Annotated in this window: 16 protein-coding genes; 13 read left to right on the top strand and 3 right to left on the bottom strand. The window is 50.8% G+C overall.

Annotation, left to right across the window (positions count from 1 at the left end; translation table 11 throughout):
* The first annotated feature begins 179 nt into the window (after positions 1 to 179).
* From FH755_RS06185 to FH755_RS06150, 8 genes are read left to right on the top strand one after another with little or no spacing between them, the layout of a single operon-like run.
* Entirely contained in the window at positions 180 to 1,103 is a 924-nt protein-coding gene (locus tag FH755_RS06185; protein ID WP_292439678.1) for an acyl-CoA desaturase, read from the top strand.
* Positions 1,100 to 2,347: an FAD-dependent oxidoreductase gene (locus FH755_RS06180; protein WP_292439676.1), complete on the top strand. Its 1,248-nt coding sequence runs from the start codon at positions 1,100 to 1,102 to the stop codon at positions 2,345 to 2,347. Before FH755_RS06185 ends, FH755_RS06180 begins: the two co-directional genes overlap by 4 nt.
* Entirely contained in the window at positions 2,344 to 3,141 is a 798-nt protein-coding gene (locus FH755_RS06175; RefSeq protein ID WP_292439674.1) for a DUF1365 domain-containing protein, read from the top strand. The genes FH755_RS06180 and FH755_RS06175 overlap by 4 nt, the downstream gene beginning before the upstream one ends.
* Positions 3,138 to 4,406 (top strand): cyclopropane-fatty-acyl-phospholipid synthase family protein, encoded by a 1,269-nt coding sequence (locus FH755_RS06170; protein ID WP_292439672.1) that lies wholly within the window; start codon positions 3,138 to 3,140, stop codon positions 4,404 to 4,406. The genes FH755_RS06175 and FH755_RS06170 overlap by 4 nt, the downstream gene beginning before the upstream one ends.
* Positions 4,399 to 4,932 carry a DUF2878 domain-containing protein gene (locus FH755_RS06165; RefSeq protein WP_292439670.1) on the top strand — a complete coding sequence of 178 codons (534 nt, stop codon included), beginning with the start codon at positions 4,399 to 4,401 and terminating at the stop codon, positions 4,930 to 4,932. The genes FH755_RS06170 and FH755_RS06165 overlap by 8 nt, the downstream gene beginning before the upstream one ends.
* Positions 4,919 to 5,689: a DUF1295 domain-containing protein gene (locus FH755_RS06160; protein ID WP_292439668.1), complete on the top strand. Its 771-nt coding sequence runs from the start codon at positions 4,919 to 4,921 to the stop codon at positions 5,687 to 5,689. Before FH755_RS06165 ends, FH755_RS06160 begins: the two co-directional genes overlap by 14 nt.
* Positions 5,676 to 6,713 carry a cyclopropane-fatty-acyl-phospholipid synthase family protein gene (locus tag FH755_RS06155; protein WP_292439666.1) on the top strand — a complete coding sequence of 346 codons (1,038 nt, stop codon included), beginning with the start codon at positions 5,676 to 5,678 and terminating at the stop codon, positions 6,711 to 6,713. The genes FH755_RS06160 and FH755_RS06155 overlap by 14 nt, the downstream gene beginning before the upstream one ends.
* Positions 6,713 to 8,008, top strand: a complete 1,296-nt coding sequence (locus tag FH755_RS06150) for a HAMP domain-containing sensor histidine kinase (protein WP_292439665.1) — start codon at positions 6,713 to 6,715, stop codon at positions 8,006 to 8,008. Before FH755_RS06155 ends, FH755_RS06150 begins: the two co-directional genes overlap by 1 nt.
* Positions 8,009 to 8,040: 32 nt before the next feature.
* Here the strand turns inward: FH755_RS06150 and FH755_RS06145 are convergent, their stop codons facing one another.
* The gene (locus FH755_RS06145) at positions 8,041 to 8,739 is read right to left on the bottom strand and encodes a response regulator transcription factor (protein ID WP_292439663.1); all 699 of its coding nucleotides are present in this window, start codon (positions 8,737 to 8,739) and stop codon (positions 8,041 to 8,043) included.
* A 153-nt stretch (positions 8,740 to 8,892) separates the two neighbouring features.
* Between FH755_RS06145 and FH755_RS06140 the strand changes: the two genes are divergently transcribed.
* From FH755_RS06140 to FH755_RS06120, 5 genes are all read left to right on the top strand, one after another.
* The gene (locus FH755_RS06140) at positions 8,893 to 9,099 is read left to right on the top strand and encodes a bacterioferritin-associated ferredoxin (RefSeq protein ID WP_292439661.1); all 207 of its coding nucleotides are present in this window, start codon (positions 8,893 to 8,895) and stop codon (positions 9,097 to 9,099) included.
* Between the two features lie 318 nt (positions 9,100 to 9,417).
* Positions 9,418 to 9,897: a bacterioferritin gene (gene bfr, locus FH755_RS06135; protein WP_292439659.1), complete on the top strand. Its 480-nt coding sequence runs from the start codon at positions 9,418 to 9,420 to the stop codon at positions 9,895 to 9,897.
* Between the two features lie 167 nt (positions 9,898 to 10,064).
* The gene (gene cfa, locus FH755_RS06130) at positions 10,065 to 11,258 is read left to right on the top strand and encodes a cyclopropane fatty acyl phospholipid synthase (protein WP_292439657.1); all 1,194 of its coding nucleotides are present in this window, start codon (positions 10,065 to 10,067) and stop codon (positions 11,256 to 11,258) included.
* 42 nt (positions 11,259 to 11,300) lie between these two features.
* A complete protein-coding gene (locus FH755_RS06125) occupies positions 11,301 to 12,686 on the top strand; it encodes a nodulation protein NfeD (protein WP_292439655.1) in 1,386 nt (461 codons plus the stop codon).
* Positions 12,683 to 13,447: a slipin family protein gene (locus tag FH755_RS06120; protein WP_292439654.1), complete on the top strand. Its 765-nt coding sequence runs from the start codon at positions 12,683 to 12,685 to the stop codon at positions 13,445 to 13,447. Before FH755_RS06125 ends, FH755_RS06120 begins: the two co-directional genes overlap by 4 nt.
* On the opposite strand, the gene FH755_RS06115 is transcribed toward FH755_RS06120, so the two are convergent.
* Positions 13,444 to 14,805 (bottom strand): class II fumarate hydratase, encoded by a 1,362-nt coding sequence (locus FH755_RS06115; protein ID WP_292439652.1) that lies wholly within the window; start codon positions 14,803 to 14,805, stop codon positions 13,444 to 13,446. The genes FH755_RS06120 and FH755_RS06115 overlap by 4 nt on opposite strands.
* The gene (locus FH755_RS06110) at positions 14,798 to 15,028 is read right to left on the bottom strand and encodes a DUF2789 domain-containing protein (RefSeq protein WP_292439649.1); all 231 of its coding nucleotides are present in this window, start codon (positions 15,026 to 15,028) and stop codon (positions 14,798 to 14,800) included. Before FH755_RS06110 ends, FH755_RS06115 begins: the two co-directional genes overlap by 8 nt.
* Positions 15,029 to 15,311: the final 283 nt, after the last annotated feature.

Here is a 15,311-nt window from a genome sequence, read left to right as displayed (position 1 = left end):
TGGTCTCCGGAAGTCTAAAATTGTATTGTGTGCGATTTACCTTGTTTTTTATTATTTTTCAGGTACGGCAAATTGTGTCGCCAATGATCGTGAAATCCGGGTGAAGCCGCATTATTACTGCTTTCACATCAAATTCACATTTTGCGCTCTAGTCTGTGCCAAACACTTTGAGAGTGGCTATGCGAGCGTTACGTTACTGGTTCGACAGTCACCTGCAGCAACAGGACAGCTATGCTGACCGGGCAGGTATCGACTGGTTAAGAATCATCCCCTTTATCGGTCTTCATCTTGGTTGCTTTGCTGTTTTCTGGGTTGGCACATCAACCGTGGCAGTCGCAATTGCAGTGGGACTCTACCTGCTGCGCATGTTTGCGATTACCGCTTTTTATCATCGTTACTTTGCACACAAATCCTTTAAAACGTCTCGCTGGCTGCAGTTTCTGTTTGCTCTAATCGGTGCCAGTGCTACTCAGCGGGGACCCTTATGGTGGGCAGCGCATCATCGACAACACCACCGCCATGCGGATAAAGACAAGGATCCACATTCCCCAAAGCAGGGCTTTATCTGGAGTCATATGGGCTGGTTTCTGAGCAGAAAACATTTTAAAGCGGACCTCAGCCTGGTGCCCGAGTTGGCTCGTTTCCCTGAGCTGCGCTGGCTGGACCGCTACGATATTGCCGTTCCTGTTTTGCTGGCGGTTTCCCTCTATGCGATCGGAGAAAGCCTGGCAGTCTGGCAACCGACACTGAATACCAGCGGCTGGCAACTGGTCATCTGGGGCTATTTTATTTCCACTGTGCTTCTGATTCATGCCACCTTGCTGATTAACTCGCTGGCACATCGTCTCGGCCGGCGACGTTACCAAACCCAGGACGACAGCCGGAATAACTTCTGGCTGGCTCTGCTGACGCTGGGCGAAGGCTGGCACAACAACCATCACTATCATGCTGCGTCAGCCAGACAGGGCTTTTACTGGTGGGAAATTGATATCAGTTACTACCTGCTCTTGTGTATGAAAAGCGTGGGTTTGATCTGGGATGTGCGTACGATTGCAAAAGAAAAACGCGATGCGCCCCAGATCTGCAGGGAGGCGGGGCAATGAGAATTGCGGTCGTCGGTGCGGGGATCTCCGGATTAACCGCTGCCTGGTACATTGCCAGCCTTGAGCAGACTGAGGTGACAGTCTTTGAAGCCAATGATTATATCGGGGGACATACTGACACCCACCAGATAGAGGTATTGGGCAAAAACTGGTCAGTCGACAGTGGTTTCATCGTATTCAACCGGCTTAACTACCCTCATTTCTGCGACTTGCTGGATGCACTCGATGTGGAGTCTGAATCCACCGAGATGAGTTTCAGTGTGCACAACAGCAGCACAGGCCTCGAATACAACGCGACCAGTCTTAACAAACTGTTTTGCCAGCGAAAAAATCTGCTGAATCCGAGGTTTTACCGGATGATTGCGGATCTGCTGCGTTTCTACCGCGAGGCACCGGCAGTATTGGATGAAGCTGATAACCGGCAAACCGTGGGTGAGTATCTGAAAGCGCATCATTACAGCGATATTTTTATCAACGACCACCTGCTGCCGATGGCTTGTGCACTCTGGTCCGGACCTGGTGAAAGCCTGATAAACATGCCAGTCCGTTATCTGGTGGCATTCATGAGCAATCATAAAATGTTGTCTTTGACTCAGCGTCCGGAATGGCGCGTGGTTAAGGGGGGCTCCAGACAATATGTTGAAGCTCTGCTGAAACGCTTTCCCGGTCAGGTCTACAGATCAAGTCCGGTCGAGTCAGTAAGACGTCTCTACAATGGGGTGACCTTATCTGTCGGCGGCGAGTCTTTACCTTTTGATGCCGTCGTGTTTGCTTGCCACTCTGATCAGGCACTGAAGTTGTTATCTGACCCAAGTCAGGCTGAAATTGATGTGCTGGGAGGTATTCGTTATCAGCAGAATCTGATGCAACTGCACGCCGATGAATCCGTGCTGCCCGCCAATCCTCAGGCCTGGGCCAGCTGGAACGTGCATATCGGCGAGGCATTGACTGAGCGCTGCACGGTTTCTTACCACATGAATACACTGCAAAACCTGAACGCGCCCATTGAATTTATTGTGTCACTCAACAGTGCAGAACGTGTTAATCCGCATAAAGTCTTTGTTGAGCGACGTTACGCCCATCCGGTCTACACGGAACAAACGCTGGCAGCGCAGCAGCGCTGGGCGAATATTTCCGGTAAACAGCACAGCTATTATTGCGGTGCCTATTGGGGCTGGGGCTTCCATGAAGATGGGGTTAGCAGTGCCCTGAGGGTTGTAGATCAACTGAGGATGTCGGTATGAAGCTTGAACCGGCGCTGTATCAGGGCAAGGTGATGCATCACAGGATGCAACCAGTCACCCATCATTTCAGTTACCCGCTGGCTATGGTCATGCTTGATCTCGACCAGCTGGAGCAGACTTTTTCCCGGAGCCGTTGGTGGTCACAGGAGCATTTCAACCTGATCAGCTTTTATCGCCGGGATTATCTGGGACCCACCGATAGGGCACTGAAATCAGCTGTCGAAGCACAGATTGAACAGCAGCTGGGCGAGCGCTTCACTGGCAGGGTCTATCTGCTGACCCATCCGCGTTATCTGGGATTTGTATTCAACCCGGTGAGTTTCTACTTCTGTATTAATGAGCAGGGGCAACTGGCTTATGTGCTGGCGGAGATTAACAATACACCCTGGAATCAGCGTCATTGTTATGTGTTCAAAGCAGATGCTGGTGAAACGCAAAGCCTGCATACCGAATTCGATAAATGCTTCCATATCTCACCTTTTATGCCAATGCAGATGCATTACAAGTGGCGCTTCAGTTTTGAAGCAGAGTCGCTACAGGTAGATATGCAGCTGTATCAGGACGATAAAAAGCAATTCAGCGCTGAGATGACACTTGAGCCTTCAGCTTTGAACAAAGCTCATATGGCTTCTCTGCCATGGCGCTATCCCTTGCAGACCTTGCGTGTTATCGCCCGGATTTACTGGCAAGCGCTCAAACTCTGGCTCAAACGGGTCCCTTTTTACAGCCATCCGGACAGCAAAGGTCCCAATGGCTTATCGACAAACAAAACACATCGTGAGGACGGCCAATGAATATGCCTGTTTCGACCGCCAGCAGCGAGCGTCAGAAGTTGTCACGCTTCCAGACTTTATGCATGCAACTGTTACTGAAACAGCTTGCCCGCATTCAGGAAGGCTGCCTGGTCCTTCATATGGGCGCCAATGAACCGCTGATGATGGGAGAAGCAGGGCATCCGCTCAAGGTCAAGCTGGTGGTCAATGATCCGCACTTTTTTGAATCAGTCATTTTCGGCGGTTCAGTCGGCGCTGCCGAATCCTATATGGCCGGAGAATGGCACAGCGATAATTTAACGGCACTGGTTCGTCTGCTGGTACGCAATCGCGATCTGGTAGACGGTATGGAGAAGGGCCTGGCAAGGATCACCGGCTGGCTGTTGCAGGGCGTCCACTGGCTGCGTCGCAATACCCGGGATGGCAGCCGCAAAAATATCGCGGCGCATTATGATCTGGGTAATGATCTGTTCGAGCTGTTTCTGGATCGCGACTTTATGATGTATTCATCCGGACTCTATTATCAGGACGGGGAGAGTCTGGAGCGGGCCCAGTTCAACAAGCTGGCCCGTTTATGTGACAAACTGGATCTGCAACCCGATGATCACTTGCTGGAGATCGGTACCGGCTGGGGCGGCTGTGCGGTTTTTGCAGCAATGCATTACGGCTGCCGCGTGACGACCACCACGATTTCCCGCGAGCAGTATGACTATGCCGTGAAACGGGTACAAGCGCTTGATCTGCAGGATAAAGTCACGGTGCTGCTCAAAGACTATCGAGATCTCAGCGGTCAGTATGACAAGCTGATTTCGATTGAGATGGTTGAGGCAGTCGGTCACCATTTTATCGATGATTATTTCCAACGTTGCAGCGAGCTGCTGACACCTGACGGTCTAGCCATTATCCAGGCGATTACGCTGGAAGATCATCGTTACCAGCAGGCCGTCAAATCGGTGGACTTTATCAAACGCTATATCTTTCCCGGCAGTTTTATTCCCTGTGTCAGCGTACTGGTTGATGCTGCCGCTAAAGCTGAGCTGAAACTGACCAATCTGGAAGATATCGGCCCCAGTTATGCGGTAACACTCAGAACCTGGCGTGAACGCTTTATGGCCCAACTGGATGAAGTGCGCCGGCTCGGCTATGACGAGCGCTTTATTCGGATGTGGGAGTTTTATCTTTGTTACTGCGAAGGTGGTTTTATTGAGCGCAGTATCAGTGACGTTCATTTGCTTTTCAGCAAGCCGGATAGCAGACGCGAACAATGGGTGCCACTGTATGCGTAATGTGCTTAATTTTATTGCTTTTCAACTGGTCTGGCTGATTGTCATCCTGGCGGCTGCTAATGACAAACTCGTCTATGCGCTGCTGGCGACCACGGCCTTTGCGCTCATCCAGGTTTATTTCAGCCAATGGAGGCTGACTGATATCAAGCTGATCGGACTCGGTCTGCTCTCAGGCATGATGCTCGATACTATCTGGCTTAACCTGGGCTGGATTGCCTATGCCGATGGCGAACTGGGCGGTCTGGCACCGTGGTGGATTGGTTGTCTCTGGGTCAACTTCATGCTGACGCTGAACCACTCCCTGAGCTGGTTGCAGTCACGGCTTAAGATGCTGGCCATGTTGACGGTTTTTGCTGCTCCTTTATCTTACCTGGCAGGCAGTAAGCTGGGCGCGGTGACGTTTCTTGAACCCGGCATGTCGGTGCTTGCTTTATCCCTTAGCTGGGCGCTGCTGGTACCGATGCTGATGTGTCTTGCCAGACTGTGGCACCAACAGGAAGAGGAGGGCAACCATGCTCTGGTATAGCTTGCTTATTGCCTCAGTTGTGATGCTGTTGGGCTGGCTTTACGAAGGTAAAACCCGTAACGCGGGTGTCGTGGATGTGTTGTGGGCCGGACTGATGGCTTTCCTGCCGGTTTATTATGCAGTGCTGAGCGAAGGTGACTGGCTGTTAAGACTGGTGGCCGGCGGTCTGATGAGTCTCTGGTATTTGCGGCTGTTCTGGCACCTGAGTGGCCGGGTGTTTTCTGAAGCAGAGGATGGCCGATACGCCTATCTGCGTCAGTACTGGGGCGACAAGGCGCATCGGAATCATTTTTTCTTCTTTCAGTTTCAGGCTTTACTGGCCTTTGTTTTCACGCTGCCGGTGTGGTGGCTGGCTCAAGCACAGAACCATAATACGGTCACTGTTATTCTGGCTGTATTGCTGGCATTGATCGCGATCACCGGCGTCTCACGGGCAGATCACCAGTTACAACAGTTTCGCAGCAAGCCAGAAAACAAAGGCAAAGTCTGTGAAAACGGGCTCTGGTATTACTCGCGTCATCCCAATTATTTTTTTGAATGGCTGCACTGGTTTTGTTACCCGCTGATGGCCATTGGTGTTGCCGGTGGTGGCTGGCTGTGGCTGGCTCCGGTGGTGATGCTGGCGTTTCTTTATTTTGTTACCGGCATTCCCTATACCGAGCAACAGGCGATCCGCAGTCGCGGTGATGCCTATCGTCGTTACCAGCAAACCACCAGTGCCTTTATCCCCTGGAGAAAGAAACATGCGTCTGATTGAATTTGCAGAGAAAAAAATGGTGCCCGATTCAGTCATTCGAGTCGGCATTCGTCAATTGCTGAAAAAACGGCTGCAGGATGAGATGGCATTTGATCCCGAGCAGGCCAGTCTGCGAAAGCAAAGCTGTATCAAGATGCTGCGCAGCAGTCCGATTGCGATCGAGACGGATGCGGCCAATGAGCAGCATTATGAAGTGCCAGCGTCGTTTTATGAGTTGGTCCTGGGTAAACACCTGAAATACAGCGGCTGTTTGTGGAACAATGACTGTCTGACGCTGGATGATGCGGAACGGGCGATGCTGGATTTGTATCTGCAGCGGGCAGAACTGGAGAACGGCCAGCATATCCTGGAACTGGGCTGTGGCTGGGGCTCATTGACCCTGCATATGGCGGAGCATTTGCCTTATGCCCGTATTACTGCTGTTTCCAATTCCAGCTCGCAGCGACGTTTCATTGAAAAACGTCTGCAGGAGAGGGGCCTCAGCAATGTGCGCGTAATTACCTGTGACGTTAATGAACTCTCGCTGGATGAGCAGTTTGATCGCATCGTCTCGGTGGAAATGTTTGAGCATATGCGAAACTACCAGCGCCTGTTCGACAAGATAGGTCGCTGGCTCAGAGATGATGGCAAACTCTTCGTCCATATCTTCTGCCACCGTAGTGTGGTTTATCCCTTTGAAACCGAGGGTGATGATAACTGGATGGGACGTTATTTCTTTACCGGCGGGCTGATGCCGTCAGCGGACACGCTGCTGCATTTTCAGCAGAAACTGCAAATCGAGCAACAATGGCTGGTCAATGGCAAACATTATCAGCGTACTGCTGAAGCCTGGCTGGACAATACCGATGAACATCAGGCCGAGATTATCCGACTGTTTGAACACACTTACGGCGCTGACGAGGCTAAAATCTGGTGGCAGCGCTGGCGCTTGTTCTTCATGGCATGTGCCGAATTATTCGGTTATCGTGACGGCACCGAGTGGCTGGTGGGTCACTACCTGTTCAGTAAAATAGCGGCGGATTAATGGCAAAACCGAGAACTAACCTGCAGGCAAAGCTGATCAGGGCTTTCCTGATACAGATTTTGCTGATTAGTATCGTTACCGTTGCCGGTATCTATGCTGCAAAAACCACGGTGGAGGATATTCTGGTGCGTGAGGCGCTGGAGGGTGAAGCCGAGCATTTCTGGACGCTACGGGAAAAACAGCCTGACTTCCCGCTGCCCAATACGATGAACCTGATTGCCTACCTGGCACCGGATAATGATATGTCCAATGTGCCGCTGGCTTTGCGTGGCTTAACACCGGGTCTGCAACGGGCCAATTTTCAAGGCGATGAGCCGATTGTCTATGTCGAAGATCGCCATAATGACAGGCTCTATCTGGTTTTTGACGAAGTCAAGGTCTCCAGGCTGGCTCTGGTGTTCGGTATCCTGCCGCTGGCGGCAGTGCTTGTGACGCTTTATTTGCTGGCCTGGTTAACCTATCGTCAGTCGCACAAGGCCGTCTCACCGATTGTGAAACTGGCTAAAGCGGTGGAGGAGGCCGAAATCCGCGAAGGTAATCTGCCTGACCTTGACCTGGAAGAACTGCGCAAAATGCCGGATGAAGAGGTCAGCAGCCTGGTCCGTGCTTTAGATCAGTTTACCCATAGGCTGGAGCACTTCATCGAACGTGAACGACTGTTTACCCGTGATGCCAGCCATGAACTGCGTACGCCCATCGCGGTGTTGAGAAGTGCGATGGAGCTGCTTGAACGTCGCTACGGTGTCGAAGATGACAAGACCATGCGGCGAATCTACCGCACGCTCTATGATATGGAAGCGTTAATTGAGACCTTGTTAATCCTGGCACGGGAACAGGAAGATACCCTGCCCAGCAGTCAGGTCGAGGTGAATGAGCTGATCGGCGATGAAGTTGATACGCTGAAACTGTTGTTCCAGGATAAAGCGATCAGTGTACAGGTCGATGAGCAAACCCATCTGATGCTCAAGGCACCGGAGCGGGTGCTGAAAATTCTGATTGGTAACCTGCTTCGAAACGCTTTCAATTACACGCCCAAGGGCGCCATTTTCATCAAAATCTGGCCACAGGGCTTTTCTGTTAAAGACAGTGGTGTTGGTATGGACGCTGAACAGGTCAAGCAGGTGTTTAAACCGTTCTATCGTGCCGACGCCTCCAGCAATGGTTACGGATTGGGCATGACGATCGTCAAGCGCTTATGCAACCGTTATAACTGGCATCTCAGAATTACCAGCGAGCTGGGAGCAGGGACTGAAGTCAGCGTGCATTTTCCCAAATCACAGCTGATGAAAAGCTAGTCGGACCGCCCTGAAGCAGAGCAGGATTGTGATTATAGATCCTGCTCATCGCACAGCTTGTAGCCGATGCCGGGGATGGTATGCAACAGGTTCTGCTGGAAAGGTTTATCAATCAGTTTCCGCAGGTTGTACAAATGACTGCGTAAGGTATCACTGTCAGGCGTGTCTTCTCCCCAGATTTCCGCTTCCAGTTTCTCCCTGGTCACCAGGTTGGGTGATTCCCGCATCAGGATCCGCAGGATTTGCAGCATGATGGGAGAGAGCCTGATCGGGGCACCGGCGCGGGTGACACGCATGGTTTTAGGGTCAAACACAATATCTGCGACCTGCAGTGACTTGCTGTCCATTTCACCGCGATGGCGTCGGATGTGGGAAATCAAACGGGCTTCCAGTTCTTTCATTTCAAACGGTTTGAGCAGGTAATCATCAGCGCCACGCTCGAAGCCGGTGAGCTTATCATCCAGCGTATCGCGGGCGGTGAGCATCACAATCGGCATATCCAGCTGCAATTCTTCACGCACCCGACGGCAGACTTCGTAACCGTCAATGCCTGGCATCATGATATCCAGTACCAGCGCATCGTAACGATGTTGACTGCAAAGCTGAACCGCGGTGAGACCGTCCGGAGCAAAATCAACCGTCATACCGCCAGCCTCAAGAAAATCACCAATATTGGCAGCCAGATCCTGGTGGTCTTCTACAATCAGCACGGTTGCCGGGTTAATTTTCATCTAGTTGCTCCTTCAGTGATTCTTTCAGACATCAGCATAGCGGAATACAGCGTGATTGCCATGTGAAAAATTATATGCAGACCACAAGATCTTGTTGACATAATAAATGACAATTATTATCATTAACATCAAGATTGATGAGGTAGGCAAATTATGATCGTTTGTATCTGCAACAATGTAAATTCCGAGGCCATTCATGCGGCAGTAGATAAAGGTGCTTCCTGTATCGATTCTGTTCGTAATGAGACCGGTGCTGCGGCTTGTTGCGGTAAATGCCAGTTCAAGGTCAATCGTATTCTCCAGGAGCGTCAGCAAACTGATACCAGTGAGTTTTCAGTTGCTCAGGCCATCTATTCCTGATTTTCTTTGCGCAACCTGGCTGGCCATCAGTCACCGGATCACATCAGCAATCATTGCTATCCAACCTTAATGTCTGCCTGACTCTATTCAGCTGCTAAAACCCTATCATTTTCAGGGTTATGCTAAGCATCTCATTATCAAGACAATTTCCCGGCACAACAAATCGATAGTCTCAGTCAATGAGAACAGCTTGCTGCAAGCGTTTCTAATCTAGATGAGAATAGTTGCGATTTTATTTTATTATCAGTGGCTTAGCTTTGACTTTTTGAGTAAAAAAACGATAATCGTCTCATGCTGAATTAAAACAGGAGACAGGCCATGAAAGGCGACGTCAAAGTTATCGAATATCTCAATAAAGTGCTGGGCAATGAGTTGGTCGCGATTAACCAGTATTTCCTGCACGCCAAGATGTATAAGGACTGGGGACTGCATAATCTCTATGAGCATGAGTATCACGAGTCGATTGATGAAATGAAACATGCTGACAAGCTGACAGAGCGGATATTGTTCCTGGAAGGCTTGCCTAACCTGCAGGATCTGGGTGCACTGCGAATCGGTGAAAATACCCGTGAAATGCTGCAGTGTGATCTGTCCCTGGAATTGGATGCAATTCCGGATCTGAAAGAGGCGATTAAATACTGCGAAAGTGTGGGGGATTATGTTTCACGAGATCTGTTCCGCGAAATCCTTGACTCGGAAGAAGACCATGTCGACTGGCTGGAAACCCAGCTGGGTCTGATAGACAAAGTGGGGCTGGAAAATTATCACCAGGCCCAGATTGTCAAAGAGGCCGAATAAACTACAAGCCCCGGACTGTGAATACAGCCGGGGTTTTTAGTATCAGTAACAGCTAAGTCCATCTAATCATTCATTGTTTCGATTGTAATCGTCAAAAAATCGCGGTAGCGTAATAACTACAGGTTGTAGCAATTTATTCAGGCTTTTCTCAATGAGGACGGGACAGCATGGCTAGATTCACACGATTCCAGCAAAAAATGGATCAAACCTATTCCAGCGCCGGTGGTGCGAGTCACTCAAAAACCACTCCTCCGTCTGTACTACGGGATCTCGCAGCTGAATGTGGTGTTCAGTTTAATGGCGACGCCCCCTGGGACATCCAGGTCCACAGCGATGAAGTCTATCAACGCATCCTCAGCAAAGGCTCTCTCGGTTTTGGTGAAAGCTACATGGACGGCCTCTGGGACTGTCTGCGTCTGGATCAACTGTTCTACCGTATTCTGAGTTTCAACATCGAAGAAAAGCTTGGCGGCTGGGCCCGTATGCGCTTGCTGATGCAGGTCATGCGTCATCACCTGTTTAACCTGCAGAGCACACAGCGGGCCTTCCAGGTCGGTGAACAACATTACGATATCGGTAATGATGTCTTCGAAGCGATGCTGGATCCCACCATGAGTTACTCCTGTGGCTACTGGCATCAGGCTGATAATCTCAATCAGGCCCAGATTAATAAACTCGATATGATCTGCCGCAAGCTGGAACTCAAGCCGGGTGAGAAACTGCTCGAGATTGGCTGCGGCTGGGGTGGTCTGGCACGTTATGCGGCAGAAAACTATGGCGTCGAGGTGGTCGGTATTACCATCTCCAGGGAGCAGCAAAAACTGGCCCAGGCGCGCTGTGAAGGTCTGCCGGTTGATATTAAACTGATTGATTACCGTGATCTCGACGGTGAATACGACAAAATCGTCTCTGTCGGCATGTTTGAACATGTCGGGCAGAAAAATTATCCGATCTATTTTGATACGGTGAATCGTCTGCTCAAAGACAGCGGTCTGTTTTTACTGCATACCATTGGTATTTACAAATCCACCAAGCGGGTCGACCCGTGGATTGATAAATACATCTTCTGTAACGGTAAGCTGCCTTCGGCTGAACAACTCAGTGGAGCACTGGACCAGCGCCTGATCATCGAGGACTGGCATAACTTCGGCCATGATTACTATCACACGCTGATGGCCTGGTGGGAAAATTTCGATGCTGCCTGGCCGGCGCTTTCACACAAGTATGATGAGCGGTTTTACCGGATGTGGAAATATTACCTGTTATGTTGCGCCGGTTTTTTCAAAGCCCGGCAGGGGCAACTTTGGCAACTGGTATTAAGCAAACGGAGTCGGCCGCATATTTACCGTTCGATACGCTAAACACTAAACCGGCCACCACACCGGTAAGGTAAAGGAGCCGGAATGATGCGATTATGGCTGTTGTTGATCAGTCTGATACTGAGCTTTACCGGGCCCCTGACCCCGGCTGCTGCACAATCGCAAAAGGCATTCATCATCGACATTGATGGTGTCATCAGTCCCGCCACAGCAGACTATTTTTCCCGTTCACTCGAGCAGGCTGTTGAGGCCAATGCCGCCTTTATGCTGGTCAGGCTGGATACCCCGGGTGGGCTGGATTTGTCTATGCGGGACATGATCAAACAAATCATCTCCTCACCTGTTCCAGTGGTTACCTATGTGACACCGGGGGGGGCCCGGGCTGCCAGTGCTGGTACCTATCTGCTTTATGCCAGTCATGTTGCGGCAATGACGCCGGCCACCAATCTTGGTGCTGCCACGCCGGTGCAGGTGGCACCGGGCTTTTCACCGGGAGAGGAGAAATCGCCGCTACCGGATTCGGAAAAAGACAATAATCAGGACGCCGAAAAACAAACAGCTAAAGATGACGACGCGATGACGCGCAAGGTAGTAAATGATGCCGTGGCCTATATCAAAGGATTGGCTGAGCTTCGAGGGCGCAACGCCGAATGGGCAGAAAAAGCCGTGCGTGACGCGGCCAGTCTGACTGCAGAGGCGGCACTTAAGCAAAATGTGATCGATATTCTCGCGGATAATCAACGTGACCTGCTCCAGCAACTCGACGGCAGAAAAGTGAATGTGCTTGGCAGTGAAACAACATTAGAAACCAAGTCGGTGACACTGCACGAAATTCTGCCAGACTGGCGCAATAAGGTGCTGGAGATCATTACCAATCCGAATATTGCCTACATTCTGATGATGATCGGTATCTACGGGCTGATATTTGAATTTGCCAACCCCGGAGCCATTGTGCCGGGCACTATTGGTTCCATTTGCCTATTGCTGGCCCTGTTTTCTTTTCAGATCCTGCCGATTAATTATGCCGGCCTGGCCCTGATGCTGCTGGGGATCGCCTTGATGGTAGCTGAGGCCTTCCAGCCCAGCTTCGGTGTGCTCGGACTGGGTGGTGTGGCGGCTTTCGTCGCCGGCTCGGTCATGCTTATTGATACCGAATTGCCAGGTTATGGCGTCAATATCGGGGTGATTGCCGGGGTGACAGTGTCCACTGTAGCTTTCTTTCTGATGGCGCTGGGCATGGTACTGCGTAACCGCCATCATCCCATTGTCTCCGGCCGTGAGGAGATGATAGGGGCGGTCTGTGTGGCTGATGAAAGTTTCAATGAACGGGGCAAGGTATTGATTCATAGCGAACGTTGGACGGCAACAACCCGCACACCATTGCAAAAGGGTGACAAGGCGATAGTAAAAGCCATGGAAGGATTGACGCTGGAAGTCGAAGCGATGGGAAAAGAGGAGGAGACAACATGACTTTACAATTTATGGCGGTTGTGGCGATAGCCATCATCGCGCTTTTGATCAGTGCTGTAAGGATTTTACGGGAATATGAACGTGGCGTGGTCTTCCTGCTGGGCCGTTTTTACAAGGTGAAAGGCCCCGGTTTTATCATCATCATTCCGTTTATCCAGCAAATGGTGAGGGTGGATTTACGAACCATTGTTATGGATGTGCCTACCCAGGATGTCATTTCTCAGGATAACGTTTCAGTTCATGTGAATGCGGTTGTCTATTTCCGGGTAATTGATCCGCAAAAAGCGATTATTCAGGTTGAACAATACTACGATGCCACCAGCCAGTTAGCCCAAACGACGCTCAGGTCGGTTCTGGGTCAACATGAACTGGATGAAATGCTGTCAGAGCGCGATAAGCTGAATAACGATATTCAGTCCATTCTGGATTCCCAGACCGATGCCTGGGGTATCAAGGTGGCCAATGTCGAAATTAAACATGTTGATCTGGATGAGAGCATGATTCGTGCGATTGCCAAGCAGGCGGAGGCAGAACGTAGCCGTCGTGCCAAAGTGATTCATGCTGAAGGGGAGTTACAGGCATCCGAAAAACTGCAACAGGCCGCCGAGATCCTGGCAAAACAACCGCAGTCACTTCAATTGCGTTATCTGCAGACGCTGACTGATATTGCCGGGGATAAATCCTCGACAATTGTTTTCCCATTGCCAGTCGAGTTACTTGATGCCATGAGATCGCTGAGTGACAGGAAAGGCAATGGCTAGCGGTTCTGGCGTGGGGTAATCATTTCCTCGGGACGGATGAGTCTGTCATAGTCCTCAGCGCTCATCGCCTGAAGATCGATCACGGCCTGTCGGAGGCTGAGCTTCTGTTTGCTGGCGTAATCAACGATTTCACTAACCTTGTCATAACCCAGATGCGGTGTCAGTGCGGTGGCAAGCATCAGGCTTTGTGACATGGTTGTCTGTAGTTGCGTTTCATTCGCTTCAATGCCACTCACACAGAACTCATCAAAGCTGGATAAGGCATCCGTCAACAATTCCAGAGACTGAATGATATTGAGCGCTATGACCGGTTTAAAGGTATTGAGCTGAAACTGTCCCTGGGCATTGGCGATGGTAATGGTCTGGTGATTCCCCATGATCTGGGCGCAAACCATATTAAGCATTTCGCACTGAGAAGGGTTTACTTTACCCGGCATGATGGAGGAGCCGGGTTCATTAGCGGGTAATGTCAGTTCACCCAGTCCACAGCGGGGTCCGGAAGCCATCAGGCGCAGATCGCTGGCAATCTTGTTTAGACTGCTGGCCAGCGTATTGAGGCTGCCAGAGAGCTGAACTATGGCATCATGACAGGCCTGGGCTGCGAAAAAGTTATCGCAGGGTGTGAATTCGAAGCCGGTCAGATCATTGAGCCCGGCACAGAATGTGGCCGCAAAATCGGATCGGGTATTGATGCCGGTTCCGACGGCAGTGCCACCCATCGTTAATGACAGTAATTCAGGCAGATTTGCCGTCAGCCGCTGCTCAGACTGACTCAGTTGCGCGGCATAGGCAGAAAATTCCTGGCCCAGTGATAGCGGCGTTGCATCCTGCAGGTGGGTTCTGCCGGTTTTCAGTATGTGCTGCCAGCGCCCCGCCAGCAATTCAAACTGTTGTATGAGTTGCTGAAGTGTGGGTAGCAGCCCCTTTTTCAGCAGGGTGACACAGGCAATATGCAGTGCGGTGGGGAAGCTGTCATTGGTCGACTGACCGAGATTACAATGATCATTGGGATGAACGCGTTGCCTGCCTTCAAGTGCCTGAGTAGCGAGGGTTGCCAACACTTCGTTAACATTCATGTGCGATTGTGTTCCTGAACCGGACTGCCAGAGTGAAAGCGGAAACTGATTATCCAACTCCCCAGTGAACAATTGTCGGGCAGCCTGTTTGATTGCTTCAGCAATCGTCTGTTCCAGTCTGCCCTGCTTCAGGTGGGTATCCGCCGCACAAAATTTGAGCTGGCCGTAGGCATGGATCATCACTTCGGGCAGTGTTTCCTGACCCACCCGGAAATGGTGCAGGGCCGCATCGGTTTGCTGCCCCCAGAGCGTCAGTTCAGGCCGTGGGGTGACGTCACTCATGAAGTAAAACGTTAAGTTGATCGACCACCTCTGCCCAGTCAGAATCGTCGGTCAGGCATTCCTGGATAAAAGCGGCCTGACTGGGCGTCCAGAAAGGGGCATCTTCCAATGCTTCATCCGCTTCCAGTTTGTTTTCTCTTATGAAAGCATCAATCGCGGCCGGGTCATTATCCAGACCAAGTTGCAGGAACAGATTTTCCAATGAATGAAAAGTCGCCTCCATAAACGTTTCCTCCGGACAGAAAATCCTTATGAGTTCCAGCTTACGCGAGTCAGACCTATTAGCAAAGCCGAGGCTGAAAATCGTTTGCTACTGGGTGCAACTGTCTGATTTGGCATCTTAATTTGATATACTCCTACGATTTGTAGGAGAATTGGCGCCGGAAAAAGGAAAGTCGTGGTTTCGAGACCTCATGAGTGTTCGGTTGAACCAGTCTTAGTAATGTGTAGCTGATGAAGGTGGCAGAGAAAATGCAGATTGGATGTGTGGAAAATGATCGGGGGCA

It is taken from the genome of Methylophaga sp. (genome assembly GCF_009711715.1).
Lineage (GTDB): Bacteria > Pseudomonadota > Gammaproteobacteria > Nitrosococcales > Methylophagaceae > Methylophaga.
This window is presented reverse-complemented; position numbering and strand designations above follow the sequence as displayed.

Excerpts from the sequence above, each read along its gene's own strand:
- FH755_RS06115 (WP_292439652.1), bottom strand. The coding sequence starts at position 14,805 with ATGAGTGACGTCACCCCACGGCCTGAACTGACGCTCTGGGGGCAGCAA.
- cfa (WP_292439657.1), top strand. The coding sequence starts at position 10,065 with ATGGCTAGATTCACACGATTCCAGCAAAAAATGGATCAAACCTATTCC.
- FH755_RS06150 (WP_292439665.1), top strand. The coding sequence starts at position 6,713 with ATGGCAAAACCGAGAACTAACCTGCAGGCAAAGCTGATCAGGGCTTTC.
- FH755_RS06145 (WP_292439663.1), bottom strand. The coding sequence starts at position 8,739 with ATGAAAATTAACCCGGCAACCGTGCTGATTGTAGAAGACCACCAGGAT.
- FH755_RS06170 (WP_292439672.1), top strand. The coding sequence starts at position 3,138 with ATGAATATGCCTGTTTCGACCGCCAGCAGCGAGCGTCAGAAGTTGTCA.
- bfr (WP_292439659.1), top strand. The coding sequence starts at position 9,418 with ATGAAAGGCGACGTCAAAGTTATCGAATATCTCAATAAAGTGCTGGGC.
- FH755_RS06165 (WP_292439670.1), top strand. The coding sequence starts at position 4,399 with ATGCGTAATGTGCTTAATTTTATTGCTTTTCAACTGGTCTGGCTGATT.
- FH755_RS06185 (WP_292439678.1), top strand. The coding sequence starts at position 180 with ATGCGAGCGTTACGTTACTGGTTCGACAGTCACCTGCAGCAACAGGAC.
- FH755_RS06180 (WP_292439676.1), top strand. The coding sequence starts at position 1,100 with ATGAGAATTGCGGTCGTCGGTGCGGGGATCTCCGGATTAACCGCTGCC.
- FH755_RS06175 (WP_292439674.1), top strand. The coding sequence starts at position 2,344 with ATGAAGCTTGAACCGGCGCTGTATCAGGGCAAGGTGATGCATCACAGG.
- FH755_RS06140 (WP_292439661.1), top strand. The coding sequence starts at position 8,893 with ATGATCGTTTGTATCTGCAACAATGTAAATTCCGAGGCCATTCATGCG.
- FH755_RS06160 (WP_292439668.1), top strand. The coding sequence starts at position 4,919 with ATGCTCTGGTATAGCTTGCTTATTGCCTCAGTTGTGATGCTGTTGGGC.
- FH755_RS06155 (WP_292439666.1), top strand. The coding sequence starts at position 5,676 with ATGCGTCTGATTGAATTTGCAGAGAAAAAAATGGTGCCCGATTCAGTC.
- FH755_RS06110 (WP_292439649.1), bottom strand. The coding sequence starts at position 15,028 with ATGGAGGCGACTTTTCATTCATTGGAAAATCTGTTCCTGCAACTTGGT.
- FH755_RS06120 (WP_292439654.1), top strand. The coding sequence starts at position 12,683 with ATGACTTTACAATTTATGGCGGTTGTGGCGATAGCCATCATCGCGCTT.
- FH755_RS06125 (WP_292439655.1), top strand. The coding sequence starts at position 11,301 with ATGATGCGATTATGGCTGTTGTTGATCAGTCTGATACTGAGCTTTACC.